Source organism: Cedecea sp. AS113, from assembly GCF_037152415.1.
In the GTDB taxonomy this organism is placed as follows: Bacteria; Pseudomonadota; Gammaproteobacteria; order Enterobacterales; family Enterobacteriaceae; genus Cedecea.
Genome location: NZ_JBBCMI010000001.1, coordinates 248,237 through 264,443, shown reverse-complemented (window position 1 = coordinate 264,443; position 16,207 = coordinate 248,237). Strand labels below are relative to the sequence as shown.

12 protein-coding genes are annotated in these 16,207 nt (G+C 52.9%); 9 read left to right on the top strand and 3 right to left on the bottom strand.

The features are described from left to right. Window positions 1–203 precede the first annotated feature (203 nt). Together WFN87_RS01320 and WFN87_RS01315 are read left to right on the top strand one after the other, a co-directional pair. Window positions 204–569, top strand: a complete 366-nt coding sequence (locus WFN87_RS01320; protein WP_336981567.1) for a type II toxin-antitoxin system RelE/ParE family toxin — start codon at window positions 204–206, stop codon at window positions 567–569. Then, entirely contained in the window at window positions 553–849 is a 297-nt protein-coding gene (locus WFN87_RS01315) for a helix-turn-helix domain-containing protein (protein ID WP_166872510.1), read from the top strand. Before WFN87_RS01320 ends, WFN87_RS01315 begins: the two co-directional genes overlap by 17 nt. Window positions 850–894: 45 nt before the next feature. Here WFN87_RS01315 and yegD read toward each other — a convergent pair whose 3' ends face one another. Further along, window positions 895–2,247, bottom strand: a complete 1,353-nt coding sequence (gene yegD, locus WFN87_RS01310; protein WP_336981564.1) for a molecular chaperone — start codon at window positions 2,245–2,247, stop codon at window positions 895–897. Window positions 2,248–2,408: 161 nt separating this feature from the next. Here yegD and alkA point away from each other — a divergent pair, with 161 nt between their 5' ends. The 4 genes from alkA to WFN87_RS01290 all read left to right on the top strand — a co-directional run bounded on the left by alkA (window position 2,409) and on the right by WFN87_RS01290 (window position 7,395). Beyond that, window positions 2,409–3,251: a DNA-3-methyladenine glycosylase 2 gene (alkA, locus tag WFN87_RS01305; protein WP_336981562.1), complete on the top strand. Its 843-nt coding sequence runs from the start codon at window positions 2,409–2,411 to the stop codon at window positions 3,249–3,251. A gap of 156 nt (window positions 3,252–3,407) precedes the next feature. Then, window positions 3,408–4,352, top strand: coding sequence for an NAD-dependent epimerase/dehydratase family protein (locus WFN87_RS01300; RefSeq protein WP_336981560.1), 945 nt, complete (start codon window positions 3,408–3,410; stop codon window positions 4,350–4,352). Beyond that, window positions 4,352–5,380 (top strand): MraY family glycosyltransferase, encoded by a 1,029-nt coding sequence (locus WFN87_RS01295; protein WP_336981558.1) that lies wholly within the window; start codon window positions 4,352–4,354, stop codon window positions 5,378–5,380. Before WFN87_RS01300 ends, WFN87_RS01295 begins: the two co-directional genes overlap by 1 nt. A 116-nt stretch (window positions 5,381–5,496) precedes the next feature. Then, window positions 5,497–7,395: a nucleoside-diphosphate sugar epimerase/dehydratase gene (locus tag WFN87_RS01290; RefSeq protein WP_336981725.1), complete on the top strand. Its 1,899-nt coding sequence runs from the start codon at window positions 5,497–5,499 to the stop codon at window positions 7,393–7,395. 123 nt (window positions 7,396–7,518) lie between these two features. On the opposite strand, the gene WFN87_RS01285 is transcribed toward WFN87_RS01290, so the two are convergent. Continuing rightward, window positions 7,519–10,851: a diguanylate cyclase gene (locus WFN87_RS01285; RefSeq protein WP_336981556.1), complete on the bottom strand. Its 3,333-nt coding sequence runs from the start codon at window positions 10,849–10,851 to the stop codon at window positions 7,519–7,521. Window positions 10,852–11,206: 355 nt separating this feature from the next. Here WFN87_RS01285 and udk point away from each other — a divergent pair, with 355 nt between their 5' ends. From udk to asmA, 3 genes are all read left to right on the top strand, one after another. Continuing rightward, window positions 11,207–11,848 carry a uridine kinase gene (gene udk / locus WFN87_RS01280; protein ID WP_008455103.1) on the top strand — a complete coding sequence of 214 codons (642 nt, stop codon included), beginning with the start codon at window positions 11,207–11,209 and terminating at the stop codon, window positions 11,846–11,848. Window positions 11,849–11,971: 123 nt separating this feature from the next. After that, the gene (gene dcd, locus WFN87_RS01275; protein WP_008455101.1) at window positions 11,972–12,553 is read left to right on the top strand and encodes a dCTP deaminase; all 582 of its coding nucleotides are present in this window, start codon (window positions 11,972–11,974) and stop codon (window positions 12,551–12,553) included. Window positions 12,554–12,599: 46 nt separating this feature from the next. After that, window positions 12,600–14,453, top strand: coding sequence for an outer membrane assembly protein AsmA (asmA, locus tag WFN87_RS01270; protein WP_336981554.1), 1,854 nt, complete (start codon window positions 12,600–12,602; stop codon window positions 14,451–14,453). A gap of 30 nt (window positions 14,454–14,483) precedes the next feature. On the opposite strand, the gene WFN87_RS01265 is transcribed toward asmA, so the two are convergent. Further along, on the bottom strand, window positions 14,484–16,067 hold the full coding sequence (locus WFN87_RS01265) for a TerC family protein (RefSeq protein ID WP_336981552.1): 1,584 nt from the start codon (window positions 16,065–16,067) through the stop codon (window positions 14,484–14,486). Between the last annotated feature and the right edge of the window lie 140 nt (window positions 16,068–16,207).

The following is a 16,207-nucleotide window of genomic DNA, read 5'->3' as shown; positions in this document are numbered from 1 at the left end:
AATGATGGAGGAAATATGAAGTACTGTCAGATTAGCAACATATAGTAAGTAAGTGATGTTTTCGTGGCCAAATAAAACTGTTTTTCCCAAAACGTTTTCCGAGGCGTCACGCAAGTTTCAGTCCCAGGAGTAGTCATATCACGAAGCGAGAAATAAGCTGTGGTTTATATTTTAAATATAACCTATAGTTTATGAGGTGAGTGATGATCTGGCGCGCGATATTTACCGACTCTTTCTACTTTTGGTATCAGGCCCAGCCCGTAGAGCTCCGCAAACGACTTGGGGCGGCCTTCGGCAATATTGAGTTCTGGAGGCCGGCTTTAAGCCGCCCGCAGGCGGACACGGTAAAGGGATCTCGCTATCCCAATATGAAGGCATTACGTTTGCTATGCCGCGGCAAGCCATATCGGATCTTTTTTGCTTTTGACCCGCATCGCAGAGCCGTTGTGCTGTGTGGTGGAGACCAATCAAACGATACGCGTTTTTATCAGGCGCAGATGAAAGTGGCCGATACGCAGTTTGCGCATCACCTGGCAGAACTGGAAGATGAAAATGAAAACGTTAACTGAAGTGATGGCGGAGTTTTCGGCGGAAGAGCAGGCCGAGATCCGCGCAATGACCGAAGTCTTAATTCTGGAAACGGGATTACAGCTGGTACGTGAGCAGCAGGGACTTTCTCAAAAACAAGTGGCGCAAAAAATGGGGGTTTCCCAGCCGGCAATCGCCGCGATTGAACAACGCGGCAACGATCTCAAAGTGCTCACGCTGAAGCGCTACGTTGAGGCGCTGGGCGGTAAACTTTCGCTGCATCTGGAGTTTCCAGAAAGCGACCGGCGTTTCCAGATATAAAAAACCGCAGGAGGCCTGCGGTTTGAGCGGTATGTTTGAACGTGATTATCTAAAAACCACGTCTGACCAACGGGCAAGCCCCTGCGTCACCGAGCCAAAGTCATCCCCTCCGGCAATTGGAATATCAGGCAACTGCTGGGCGAGCGCATGGCGCAGCAGCGGAGAACGAGCGCTGCCGCCGGTCAGGTATATAACCTCAGGTTTAGCCTGGCTGTTGTCCATCGCCAGCGTGACCTGTTCCATGATCCGCTGTAGCGGCTGGCTGATAGCGGTTTCCAGCGCTTGCTGGCTGATGTCGCAGCCTACGTCTTTGGCAATAAACGGCAGCAATGCTGAAACCTGCTGGCTGTTGGAGAGCGCAATCTTGCTCTCTTCTGCCGCCCTGACAAGGCGATAGCTCAGACGCTGACGCCAGACTTTCTGCAGAAACGCCACCTTTTCCGGCTCGCGCGCGTCCCGCACCAGCTCATTGAGCGAGCGGCCGTTAGCCGCGCTGTAGAAGTCATTCTGAGCCGGGACATCGTTAATCGCGACGGCGTTCCACCAGGGTAATACCGGCAGCGCGATGCCTTTTTCCGTCTGGCCGCCCATACCAAGCAGCGGAGCCAGCTGTTTAAATGCCAGCATAATATCCAGATCGTTACCGCCCACGCGGCAGCCGCTGTGGCCCAGAAGGCTTTGTTCACGGTCGCGGCGCAGGTGCCAGTCAGGCCCCATCAGCAGTACCGAGCAGTCGGTGGTGCCGCCGCCAATGTCGACCACCAGCACCTGCTTTTCTTCCTGTAGCGTGGCTTCAAAATCCAGCCCCGCGGCTACGGGTTCAAACTGAAACACCACGTCGCGGAAGCCAGCGCGGTGCGCGGCGCGTTCCAGAATCCCCTGAGCCTGCTGGTTAGCATCTTCCCCGCCCAGTCCCTGGAAGTTAATCGGCCTGCCAATCACGGCCTGGTCGATGGTGCCTTCCAGCTGGTTTTCCGCCTGTTTGCGGATGTGCAGCATCATCGCGCAGACCAGATCTTCAAACAGCGCGACCTGCTGCGGTTTCAGGCCGGTGGCGCCGAGGAAGGACTTTGGCGATTTAACGAAGTAAACCTCTTCCGGATCTTCCATGTACTGGCCAAGAGAACTTAAGCCAAATTTTACGCTGCCGGGCAGCACATCAATGTCTTCTTCGCGATTGTAGCTCACCGCACGGCGCAGCAGCGCCTGGGTCTCGCTTCCCGTAGCCGGAACTTCGTGGTGGCGGAAGAGCCACTCGCTCACCGCTTCACGCGTCGGTGCACAGAGCATAGAAGGCAGCAGCGATGAGCCGTTCTCCATCTCCAGCAGCTGTGGTTTTCCGTCGTGCATAATGGCGACCGAGCAGTTCGCCGTCCCGTAGTCAAAACCGATTTTCATTTTTGTTGATTATCCCCATGCCAGTGAGAAGGGGGGCGACTTTAGCGGAATGCCGGTCCGTGGGCAACTGAATATGAAAGCAAGGCAGAAATCGGCATTTGGCGGTATGCTAAATAAGCAGTGTTGTCTGCCTAATGCCCTCATTCTCTTCAGGATTATTTATGTACACCCTTAGCTATCAACCGCCCTATGACTGGTCCTGGATCCTTGGTTTTTTACGGGGACGTGCCGTGGAGGGCGTGGAAGTTGTTACCGCCAGTCGCTATCAGCGCAGCTTCGCGCTGGGAGAATATGCCGGGCTGGTGACGCTTGAACCAGACGAGAAAAATCTTTGCCTCAATGTGACGCTAAGCGACGGCCTGCAGCCTGTGGCAGGCGAAGTTTTACAGCGCGTGAAGAACTTACTGGATTTGGACAAGGATCCGCAGCAGGTATTAAGCAGCCTGGGCACGTTGGCGGCAGCCCGGCCCGGCCTGCGTCTGCCGGGATGTATGGACCCGTTCGAACAGGCCATTCGGGCCATTCTTGGGCAACTGGTTAGCGTGGCGATGGCGGCAAAATTGACCGGCAAAGTGGCAAAGACCTTCGGAGGGAAGCTTGAAGGTCACGAGGGCTGGTATCTGTTTCCGGATGCCAGGACGCTGGCAAACTGCGATGTTCAACAGCTGAAATCTTTAGGCATGTCGCTTAAGCGTGCAGAGGCTATTGTGCATCTTGCCGGAGAGGTGGTGAAAGGGCAGTTTCCGCTGCAGCTACCCGATGATTTGGAGCAGGGAATAAAAAACCTGATAGCATTGCCCGGTATCGGGCGCTGGACAGCCAACTATTTCGCCCTGCGCGGCTGGCAGGCCAGCGACGTTTTCCTGCCGGACGATTACCTGATTAAACAGCGCTTTCCTGATATGACGCCTGCACAAATCCGCCGCTACGCCGAGCGCTGGCAGCCCTGGCGCTCTTACGCGCTGTTACACATCTGGTATAGCGACGGCTGGACGCCAGACTGACTCACAGGATTATATGCTACGATATTTGAACTTGTAACCGACCTTTATTAGTAAGAAAATCCCGATATAAAAGTGGTGTCCGAATTTTATATTTAAATTAATATTACTGAATGAGTTTCATTTTTAATTCAGATGAACGGATTATAAGGGTCGAATGTGAGAGTTTTAGTTACAGGGGCCACGGGTTTCGTGGGGAGTCGCTTGGTTACAACGCTCAGGGAATTGGGGTATGAAATCGTCGGCACAACTCGTCGTGGCTCGCAGAATACTGCTGGACTGGTTGATATCGGCGATATTTCGGCAACAACGGACTGGTCCCCGGTGCTTGAAGGGTGTGATGCCGTCGTGCATACCGCCGGTCGGGCTCATATCTTAAAAGATTCAGCTGCGGATAAACTCTCGGCGTTTCGGCAGGTTAACTGTGACGCAACCTTAAAGCTTGCTCACGACGCGTTGAATGCAGGGGTCAACCATTTTATTTTCATCAGTTCTATTGGCGTAAATGGCAATGCCACTACTCATACGCCATTTAACGAAAAATCAATACCTAAGCCTGTCTCAGATTATGCGATTTCTAAATTTGAAGCTGAGCAAAAGCTGAACGAAGCATTTTCTTCAGGCCCAATGGCGATTACGGTGATTCGCCCGGCGCTTATCTGTGGCGAAAATGCACCGGGCAATATTCGGCGTTTGTTAAAACTGGTTGCCAGTGGGCTGCCACTTCCTTTCAAAGGAATAAAAAACAAGCGAAGCATGGTTTCTCTGGAAAACGTTGTCAGCTTTATTGCCACTTGCCTGAACGATCCTCGTTCAAAAAATCAGCTTTTTGTTCTCGCCGATAAAGATAAACCCACCACGGAAGATATTGTTCGATCATTCGCGGGTGGAATGAACAAATCTCCTCGTGTCTTTTGGTTTCCAGCGGCTATATTGAAGGTTTTACTGATGCTAACAGGGAAGCAAAGCATTTATGAGCAGCTCTATGGCTCATTGGATATTGATGCCTCCTACGCCTCCGAGCTGTTGGGTTGGCAGCAACCCGTTACGCTTTCCGAAACGATGGAAAAAGCAGCAAAATATTATTCAAAGGACGCTCAGTAATGCAGGCATTAATTGTGGCCGTAGTCGTTTTTATTCTCTCATTTATTCTGACCTGGTGCCTACGAGCCTATGCGTTAAAAAACAACGTTATTGATATACCGAATCAACGTAGCTCTCACTCTATACCGACGCCTCGTGGTGGCGGTGTGGCCATTGTTATCAGTCTTATGGTTGGGTTGATTGCGCTGTCCCTCCTTCAGCTCATTTCATACTCGACGATGTTCTCGCTGATTGTTGCCGGCGGAATTACCGCGGTGGTCGGTTTTCTTGACGACCATGGGCACATTGCGGCTCGCTGGCGATTACTGATGCACTTCCTGGCCGCCGCAGCAGGGCTTTTCTTTCTTGGAAACTTTCCTGCGATCGAGCTTTTCGGCTACACCTTCTCTGCCGGATGGATTGGGATGGTTTTCGGATTAGTCTATCTGGTATGGATGCTGAATCTTTATAACTTTATGGATGGCATTAATGGGCTGGCGAGCATGGAGGCGATTGTTTTTTCCCTTTCATCTCTGCTGATTGTCTGGATTGCTGTGCCTGATGCTTTGGGGTCAGACGCATCGCTTAGCGTTTTGCTGCTGGGGGCTGCCGCGCTCGGTTTTATCTTCTGGAATTTCCCGAACGCAAAAATTTTCATGGGCGATGCCGGAAGTGGCTTTCTGGGAATAACCATCGGCTTACTGGCTCTTCATATTGGCCTGCTTGATAGCAAACTCTTCCTTGCCGAGATGTGTTTACTTGGCGTTTTTATCGTAGATGCTACCTTAACGTTACTGCGCCGTTTGCTGGCAGGCAAAAAGGTGTACGAAGCTCACGCAAGCCATGGCTACCAGATACTTGCAAGAAAATATGGTAGCCATAAGCCCGTTACTCTTGGTGCGCTGTGCGTCAATTTTATCTGGTTAACCCCTTTTGCCATGTTGATTGCAGCGGGTGCCATTACGGGAGTGGTAGGATTAGCGATAGCCTGGGCTCCGGTTGTGATTGTCGCGTGGCGCTGCGGAGCTGGCGTAGAGGATAAGGGCTAATAAAGCAGGGTTACGGGCACCACTGATATATATTTAGTTGTACCAGAGGGTGCTCAGTAAAAATTTTCACTCTATAACAACAGGTTGGTGAACAGGTGTCCTGTTCTATTGAAAATATGCTTACGTTTCTGCTTGCTTTACCAAGACCGGTAAAAAGAATTATTACGCTGGCAATTGATGTTGTGCTGCTGTTGTGTGCTTTCTGGTTCTCTTTCTGGGTGCGTATTGATGCCCTGACACCTCTGACAAGTGGGCCGCACTGGTTACTGATTCTGTCGATTATTCTGGTCACGCTAGGCTTCTTTGTCAGACTTGGCCTCTATCGTGCGGTTATTCGATATATTACGGCTAAAGTTTTTGTCTCGGTTGCGGTGGGTATGGTGGCGTCGTCCATCCTGCTTATCGTGACCGCGTTTTATACAAATATTTATTTGCCTCGTACAATCCCATTTATCTATTTTTCCTTTGGTTTACTGTTGGTTACAGGCTCCAGACTGGCGTTAAGAATGCTGGTCAACCATGGATTAAAACTGGGAACCAAGGTCATTATCTACGGTGCAGGTGCATCAGGCTGCCAGTTACTGCCTGCCTTAAGCCAGGCGTCTGAGTATTACCCGATTGCTTTTGTTGACGATAACCCACGTCTACAAAAAACCGTTATGCATGGTGTGACGGTTTACTCGCCTGAAAAGCTGGCCTGGTTAGTCGAGAAGTACGAGGCCAAAAAAATCCTGTTGGCCATGCCAAGCTTGAGCCGCACTCGTAAAAGCGAAGTGATGAAAAAGCTGGAAGGTCTCCCCTGTGAGGTGCTTTCTATTCCCGGAATGGTTGATCTGGTGGAAGGGAAAGCCAGCATTGCTACGCTGAAAAAAGTCTCTATTACCGACCTTTTAGGACGTGACCCCGTGGCGCCTGTACCTGAGTTAATTGCCCGGAATATCCAGGATAAGTCGGTCATGGTGACAGGGGCGGGGGGATCCATCGGCTCAGAACTTTGTCGCCAGATTATTCTGAACGGGCCAAAAGCGTTAGTTCTCTATGAGATCTCTGAGTTTTCGCTTTACGCTATCGAGCGCGAATTATCTGAGATGATCAAGAGCAAGGGATTGACGATCAAACTCTATCCTGTGCTGGGTAATGTGCAAAACCAGGCTCATCTGGAGCGGGTTATCGGGAGTTTCGGTATCGAAACTATCTACCACGCCGCGGCTTATAAACACGTACCTTTAGTTGAGTATAACGTTGCCGATGGCGTCAGAAATAACGTCTTTGGTACGCTGGCCTGTGCACAGGCAGCAATCCGCTGCGGTGTCCCGAAATTTGTATTGATCTCTACGGATAAAGCTGTTCGCCCGACCAACACGATGGGGGCAACAAAACGCATGGCGGAGCTTGTGCTGCAGGCATTGGCGGTACAGCAGTCAGGTACCTGCTTTAGCATGGTGAGATTTGGTAATGTGCTGGGGTCTTCAGGTTCTGTTGTGCCACTCTTTGAAAAGCAGATAGCTAAAGGGGGGCCAATTACGTTGACACACCCGGACATTATTCGCTACTTCATGACGATTCCAGAGGCCGCGCAGCTGGTTATACAGGCTGGTGCGATGGGCAACGGCGGAGACGTTTTTGTCCTCGATATGGGCGATCCGGTAAAAATCATCGACCTGGCAGAGCGTATGGTTTCTTTAAGTGGCTTTACCTTACGTGATGATTCGAATCCGGAGGGTGATATTGAGATTAAAACCACCGGATTGAGACCAGGTGAGAAGCTCTTTGAGGAACTCCTCATTGGTGACAATGTGATGACGACGCAGCACCCACGAATCATGGCCGCCAGTGAAGTGAAGCTTTCATGGGAGGAGCTTAACGTTTATCTCACCGACATGAACGACGCCTGTGGACATTATGACATGGATACCATTCGTTCCATTTTACTCAAGGCGCCTACAGGCTTTAATCCTAGCGATGATATTTGCGATATCGTATGGAAAAATGCTTCCTGCGATATGCCCAATTAAAGTCAGGATGAAGGTCACGAGCTGAACTCAGCGGTGACTAAGCCAGTTTTGACTGGCAGACGCTAAATAAAAACCCCTGAATCGGTCAACCGGACAGGGGTTTTTTTATTGGGGTGAGGCCGGTCAGTTAATGCCAAAATAACTATTCGTCAGCAGCAGCTCCAGCGGCTGCGGCTGGGCGATGGTTTCCCCATAGATTAAATCAATGCCAATGCCCGACAGCGTATCCATTACCAGAGGCATATCCGCCGGACCGGCGATAGTTTGCAACGCCATGCGTTGGGCGTGACCATGCACAATCGTCACCATCATTTCGTCCATCAGATTACAGTGCACGTTGAGGATCAGGTCCGGGTCTAACATCACGTAGTCGAACAGATGATGGCTCAGGGTATTAAACAGTTCCAGATCGCGCCCAACGTGGCTCAGCACCATGCGGCAACCGGCTTTGCGCAGCCGCTTCAGGCTGGCATAAGCGCGCTGTGGCTCGGCGAGCAAGTCGCTGCTTTGAATCGTCAGGTGCAGCAGACGGGCCGGCATTGTGCGGGAGGAAAGCTGTTCCAGCAGCTCATTGACGAAGGTGTCGCTGACCAGGCCCGCACCGGAAACGGGCAGCGCGACGCCAAAACCTTTCCTTGCGACCTGAGCGGCATACTTGTCAAAAAATTCGCTAAATACGCGGCGATCCAGCGCATGGTGAAGTGCCGGGTCGGCGAGGCCTGAGCGGAATGCGGGTTCGTTGATAACGTCCCCTTCGTTTCCCCAGAAGCGCAGGGTCAGGAGATAGAAACAGGTCGATTCCGGGATGCGCGGCGGCGCAATCGCCATCGCTATCATCAGCATCGGATTGTCTTTGATCACCTGCCACTGCTCGTCGAGGGGCATGGTGTCTCGTCCTTGCTCCATGTAGTGGCGATGCGGTTCATAAACCGTGACCTGGCCGCGGCCGTTGTTCTTCGAGGCGTAGCAGGCGATATCGGCCTGAGAGAGCACTTCAGACGCGATGGCATTATCGCCGTCAATGTGCGTGATCCCGGCGCTGGCGCCGATGCGGTGCAGACGGCCATCCCACATAAAGTGGTAGTCGTTGATACTGCGAATGATGCGCTCAGAAATATAACGTGCGTTTTCAGTGGAACAATCTGGCAGCAGCAAACCAAATTCGTCGCCGCCGAGGCGAGCAAGGAAATCCCCCGTGCGCAGCATACTCAGCATCATCGCCGCCAGCTCCCGCAGCAAAGCATCACCTGCGGCATGGCCCGCGGAGTCGTTTACGGCTTTAAAACGGTCGAGGTCAATGAACACCAGGGCATGGCGCTGGCGGTGTTCAACCGCACCCTGCAGTAAGCGCTTCAGGTGATTCTCAAAGCTTACCCGGTTGGCCAGGTGCGTCAGGCTATCGTGCGAGGCGCTGTAGCTCAGCTGTTTGAGCATTTTCCGGGACTCAGTCACATCCTGGATAACCAGCACGGAGCCAATGCTTTGGCCGTCCAGCGTGGTCAGCGGCGTAATGGTGTAGTGGATGTCGTAGCTACCGCCGTTGCGGCAATGCAGCACGACATCCTGCTCTATAGCGCTCCGGGAAAAATCGCCGCTGTGTATGTTTTCCATCACCGGGCCGTTATCGCCGAAGGTGATGCGCAGAATCGCCAGAATGTGCTGGCCGATGGCCGCCTCCTGCGCCCAGCCGCTGAGCTTCTCGGCAATCGGGTTCATAAAGGAGACATTCATGTCGACGTCGGTGCAAATTACCGCTTCGCCGATCGAGTCCAGCGTGATGTGCAGCCGCTCTTTTTCCTGGTACAGCGCTTCGTTGAGCTGCTTAACTTCGGTCATGTCCATATTGATGCCCAGCAGTCGTTCCACGTCGCCGTTCTTATTCAGCACGCGGTTAGCCAGGGAGCGGATATGGCGGATACCGTCTTTGACATGGATACGAAATTCAAGCTTAAACGGCAGGCGATTTTTTAACGACTCGCGAATAACGGTCTCCGAGTGGGCGAGATCTTCTTTCACCAGCCTGTTCAGCCAGAGCTGGTAGGTGGGTTTGGTATGCGGCGGCACGTCGTAAAGCTCAAACATCCGCTTATCCCAGCTGATGACATCGTTGGTCAGATCCCACTCCCAGATGCCGATGCCGCCGGCTTCATTGGCAAGCGTAATCCGCTCCATCAGCCGCTTGTTGATCCACTCGGTATGCTTCAGGTCGTTGATGTCTTCAATCTGGGCGATGTAGTAGAGCGGCGTGCCGTCGGTATGACGCACAACGGACGCCGTGAGCATGGCCCACACGACATTGCCCGCGCTGGTGTAATAGCGCTTTTCCATTGAATAGCTATTGATGTGCCCGGCCTCGAGCTTGCTCAGGTGCTGAAGATCGAGATCCAAATCTTCGGGCCAGGTAATTTGCTGGAAGGTGAGATCGCTCAGCTCTTCGCTGGAATAGCCGAGGAACTTACATAATGACTTATTGACCTGCAGCCATTTGCCCTCGGTAGAGACCAGCGCCATGCCAATAGCCGAGTATTCCATGGCGTTACGAAAGCGCGTTTCGCTTTCGGTGATGTGTTTACGCTCTGTGCGGGAGGAGTACATCACCATTGTGATGACGTTTGCCGGCAGCAGAATCAGCAGAAACGGCAGCCACGGCGCATATTCCAGCACGCGCGGGTGGGGCGTTAACATCGGGAGCTTGCCGATGGCTATCATCGCCGAGACCATCATCAGCGTGGCAAGGAAAATAATAAAGGCTTCCAGACGCGGCAGCCGAATGGCGCTCCACATCAGAATGACGATGATAAAAGTGAACGGCCAGGGCAGATAAATTAATGAAAAATAGCTGAGTGCCAGCGTGACGGCGAAGGTTGCCACGGTTTCGAACAGCAGGGCCGCTTTGCGGTGACGAAGCAAATAATAAGGTTTAAACAGCAGCCCTGCCGGCATCAGCGCCAGCGCCCCGATGGATTCAGACAGCACCCATATAAAGAAGGTTTTCAGCGACGAGGAGTCAACCGGTATCGGCAATAGCGTCACCAGCAGGCCGCCGACCAGCGGAGGGATTACCGCACTGCACACGGCAAGTCGTGACCAGTTATTGAGGTTTTGTAAGGGGTTTTCCCGCGGCAAAAAGCGGCGTAACAAAAGCGCGCCCAGCAGCGCCTCAAACAGGTTTATTGCGGTTAACGAGATATTCAGACCGCTAAATGAAAAAACGGCGGCGCTGGCTGCCATGCTGCCCAGTGCACAGACGGCGGCAATGAACGGCCATTGACGGAAAGGAGAACGGAAAAATGCCGCCATCATCACCGAGGTGGTAAACCAGATAGGCACCAGATCGGTGCCTTTTAACGTCAGCTCAAGGGAATAGAGGGTGAAAACAAAGCTGAGTAACCCCAAGCCAGCCAGCAGTATCAGTGAATGGACGGCGGCTTCTGTTTGTCTGTTTTTTCTAATCATTACCGCAAATCCGCTTGGACACTGCCGCCAGGAGTCATGCCCGGATGCATATAAATAAAGAATCGGTTTATGCTAGTACAAACAATTTACAATTCCTATGCTCGGTTGTCAGAATTTACCTACAGAGTGTCAGAAATTGCGTAGTCAAATCACGTAATTAAATAATTCCACTTTACCCGTTGCCTGGCGATGGTGCGCTGTCATGCCTTTGTCACTTTGTTGGCCCTTTGCCGCGTAATTTCACGATTGCAGGGGGTAAGAGACTGGTATCAAAAGGCGGTTGTCCCTATAATTGCGGCGTTTGACGCCTCCGCGTCGTCCTTCCAACACTTTTCGTATTCAGGCCGTAAATAATATGACCGATCAGTCTCATCAATGCGTCATCATCGGGATAGCCGGCGCATCGGCTTCAGGGAAAAGCCTCATTGCCAGCACGTTGTATCGTGAACTGCGCGAGCAAGTCGGCGATGAACACATTGGTGTCATTCCAGAAGACAGTTACTACAAAGATCAAAGCCATCTGTCGATGGAAGAGCGTGTTAAAACCAACTACGATCACCCCAGCGCAATGGACCACAACCTGCTTTTCCAGCATTTGCAGACGTTGAAGTCCGGCAAAGCTATCGAACTGCCGGTTTATAGCTACGTGGAGCACACCCGCACCGACCAGACCGTGCATTTGGTCCCGAAGAAGGTGATCATTCTGGAAGGCATCCTGCTGCTGACCGATGCGCGCCTGCGCCAGGAAATGAACTTCTCTATTTTTGTTGATACACCGCTGGATATCTGCCTGATGCGCCGTATGAAGCGCGACGTTAACGAGCGCGGCCGTTCAATGGACTCCGTGATGGCGCAGTATCAAAAAACGGTACGCCCAATGTTCCTGCAATTTATTGAGCCTTCCAAACAATACGCCGATATTATCGTGCCGCGCGGGGGCAAGAACCGCATCGCAATCGATATTCTGAAAGCCAAAATCAGTCAGTTCTTTGAATAAAGACCTTTGCGGGCGCGCGTAAGCCGCTCGCTTTTACGTTGAATCCCTCATCCATTGCCAATTGGCTATCGTCGACGCTCTGTGGCAGTGTGTGTAAACTGAGATTGATAAGGAGAATCTGCGATGCGCCTTTGCGATCGTGATATCGAAGCCTGGCTGGATGATGGCCGTTTAGCGATTACCCCCCGTCCTCCGGTTGAACGCATTAACGGTGCCACCGTGGATGTGCGCCTCGGCAATAAATTCCGCACGTTTAGCGGGCATACCGCACCTTTTATCGATCTCAGCGGCCCAAAAGATGAAGTCACCGAAGCGTTAGAGCGCGTGATGAGTGATGAGATTGTGCTGGAAGAAGGTGAAGCTTTCTTTCTACACCCCGGTGAACTGGCGCTGGCGGTAACGCTGGAATCTGTCACGCTGCCGGACGACCTTGTGGGCTGGCTGGATGGGCGTTCCTCGTTAGCGCGCCTGGGCCTGATGGTACACGTCACCGCCCACCGCATCGATCCGGGCTGGCATGGCTGTATCGTGCTTGAATTCTACAATTCAGGGAAGCTGCCGCTGGCGCTGCGTCCGGGCATGATGATTGGCGCGCTGAGCTTTGAACCCCTCTCCGGGCCAGCCGCTCGCCCTTATAATCGCCGTCAGGATGCCAAATACCGCGACCAGCAGGGTGCGGTAGCAAGCCGTATCGATAAAGACTGAATTGCAGTGAGTTGTTCGCCCTCTGGCGAATGATATGGAGAATGTTATGAGACGACTATTAACCACGTTGATGATTCTGCTGGTTGTGCTGATAGCCGGCCTGACCTCACTCGTGTTGTTGGTTAACCCTAACGACTTCCGTGGTTATATGGTTCGTCAGGTTGAGGCCCGCAGCGGCTATCACCTTGAGCTGGAAGGGCCGCTGCGCTGGCATGTCTGGCCGCAGCTGAGTATTTTGTCTGGTCGCATGTCACTGACTGCGCCGGGTGCCAGTTTGCCAATGGTTAGCGCGGAAAATATGCGTCTGGATGTAGCGCTGATTCCGCTGCTTTCTCACCAGCTTCAGGTTCGCCAGGTCATGCTGAAAAGCGCGGTGATTCAGATGACGCCGCAGGCTGAAGCGAAGCTTTCGGCTAACGCGCCGGTAGGGCCAAAAGACACCATTAGTGAACCGGATACCGGGCGTGGCTGGTCCTTTGATGTCGCGAAGCTTAAGGTCGTCGACAGCGTGCTGGTCTTCCAGCATATCAATGACGAGCAGATCACCGTCCGCAACATTAACCTGCAAATGACGCAGGATGATAAGCGCCAGGCGCATATTGAATTCAGCAGCCAAATCAACCGTGACCAGCGGGATTTAACGCTTTCGGTCACCGCAGATGTCGATCTCCATGACTATCCGCAGCAAATCAACGCCACGTTAAGCCAAATTGACTACCAGCTGCAGGGCGCCGACCTTCCGGCTGGCGGCATCGGCGGCTCGGGATCGCTTCAACTGGGCTGGAAAAACACGGGCAGCCAGCTTTCGCTGTCAAATATGCAGCTCACGGCCAACGACAGTGATTTACAGGGCAATGTCAGCGTGGCGATGCAGGATAAACCGCAGTGGACGGTGGATCTGCAATCTCGCCTGCTCAATCTCGACAAACTGGTGGCCAATGCGCCCGTTGCGGATACCTTGATTAACCAACAGGCCCAGCAGGCTCAGCAACCGTCCCGCCCGGGCCCGGTGATTGCCGAACAACAGGGTGAAACCAACTACCACAGCCTGCGTAATTTTAATGCCGTACTGAATATCAAGGCTGGTGAAGTGCGCTGGCGCGGCCTGGCGTTCAGCGATGTGCAGACCGCGCTGGTGAATCAGGAGGGTAAACTCAGTATTAACCAGCTCAACGGCAAGCTGGGGCAGGGCACGCTCTCGCTGCCGGGCTTCCTGGATGCCAGCGGCAAGACGCCTGAGCTTGCCTTCCAGCCGCAGGTGAAAAATATTGAGATCGGCAAAATTCTGACCGCGTTTGATTACCCGATTGCGTTAACCGGGCAGTTTTCTATGACGGGTGATTTCAGCGGTGAACGCCTTGATGCGGAGGATTTCCGCAGTAACTGGCAGGGAGACGCCCAGCTTGAGCTGGCCCATTCCCGCCTCGAGGGGATGAACTTCCAGCAGCTGATTCAGCAGGCGGTCAGTCGGAACAATGAGGGCGTGGATGCGCAGCAGAATGTTCAGAACGTCACCGAGCTTGATCACTTCTCCACGTCTGCGTCGCTGGATAACGGGCTTCTGACGATGACGAAGATGGTCGGTGAGTCCAGCGTATTGTCCCTGACCGGCGAAGGCACGATGGATCTGGTGAAAGAGGTCTGCGACACCAACTTTGCAATTAAAGTCGGCGGCGGCTGGCAGGGCAGCGACAGTAAACTGATTGAAGTGCTAAAAAACACGGCCGTTCCGCTCCGGGTTTATGGCCCGTGGCAGCAGCTGAATTACACGCTGCAGGTTGACCAGGTGCTGCGTAAGCAGCTGCAGGATGAAGCTAAGCGTCGGCTCAATGACTGGCTGGATAAGCATAAAGAGAGCGACAAGGCGAAAGACGCTCAGCAGTTACTGAATAAGCTTTAACGACAAAAAAACCGGCTCTCGCCGGTTTTTTTATACCTCATAATCCAGCAGATTATCGCCTTGTTCGAGCGGGATGATTTGTACTTTGTTGACCCTGTGATTCACCACCTCCAGCGTTTTGAGCAAATAATTCCCCACTTCAACGCTCTCGCCTTCGGCTGGAATATGCTGCAAATGCTCCATCAGCAACTCGGCAATGGTGTGGTATTCCCGTTTCTCATCCAGGGGAAGGGCGATGTACTGCACCAGGTCGTCCAGCGGCATGTGGCCGTTAGCCGTCCAGCTGCCGTCCTGATTTTTCTGGATATCGTGGCGGGCATCTATCTCTTCCACTTCGTTCGGCAGATTACCGGCGATGGTTTCCATCACGTCGCTTAGGGTGACAATGCCTTCCACCGAGCCAAACTCATCGACGACAAAAGCAAAATGGGTGCGCGCGTTGCGGAACTGTTCTAACGCCTGCAGCAGCGGTAATGCCTCCGGGAAAACCAGCGGCTGACGAATCAACGGCGTAATATTCAGCGCTTCGCCGTGCAGCGACTGCTGCAATAAATCGATAACGTGCACCACGCCGAGGATGTCATCGTCATTGTCCGTGACCACGATGCGCGTGTGCTGGTTTTTATTCAGAAGTTCGCGAACCTCGGCTTCCGGGGCGGTAATGTCCAGATGCTCGACGTCGTGGCGGGAGGTCATGATACTGCTGACGCTGCGCTGGTTCAGGTGCAGCACGCGCTCGATCATCCGCGTTTCCTGCGGGTTAAAAACATCGCTGTTAATGCCGCTGTCGGCAATAAGTGAGGCGGTCTGGGCATCCAGTTCCGCGTCTTCTTTCTTGCCGTTCAATAGCCGCAGCACGGCTTCGGCGGTGCGCTCCCGCAGCGACTGATTTGCGGAAAGAAAACGTCGGCGGTTAAATATCGCCAGTTGATTGAGTGATTCAATCATCACCGAGAATCCGATGGCGGCATAGAGATAGCCTTTCGGGATTTGATAGCCAAAGCCGTCGGCCACCAGGCTAAAGCCAATCATCAGCAGGAAACTCAGGCACAAAATCACGATGGTCGGGTGGCTGTTCACAAACCGAGTCAGCGACTTGCTGGCCAGCACCATCAGCCCGATGGCGATGATAACCGCGACCATCATGACCGCCAGATGGTCGACCATGCCAACGGCGGTGACCACCGAATCAAGGGAAAACACGGCGTCAAGGATGACGATTTGCGCCACAACGGGCCAGAATTTGGCCCCCCGTTTTTGCGTGTGATGCTCGCTGTCTTTGCCCTCCAGCCGCTCATTCAGCTCCATCGTGGCCTTAAACAGCAGGAACATACCGCCCAACAGCATGATCAGATCCCTGGCGCTAAAGCTAAGGTCGTGAAGGGTGAATAGCGGTCGGGTAAGCGTCACCAGCCACGAAATGGAGGCCAGCAGCAGCAGGCGCATAACCATCGCCAGCAGTAAGCCCGTGACGCGGGCGCGATCGCGCAGTTTAGGAGGCAGCTTTTCGGCGAGGATGGCAATAAAAACGAGGTTATCAATGCCCAGAACCAGTTCTAAAACGACCAGGGTAACTAACCCGGCCCAGACTGAGGGGTCGGCAATCCATTCCATACGGGGTTTATAGCCTTTAACTTACGGGCAAATGCCACACGGAAATGATGGATAATTGTCGGACAAAAAGCAATGTTTGTCTGAGAATAATCCGTAATGACTAATAGAATTTTCAGCATTAAATGAATGCCCGGCAAATT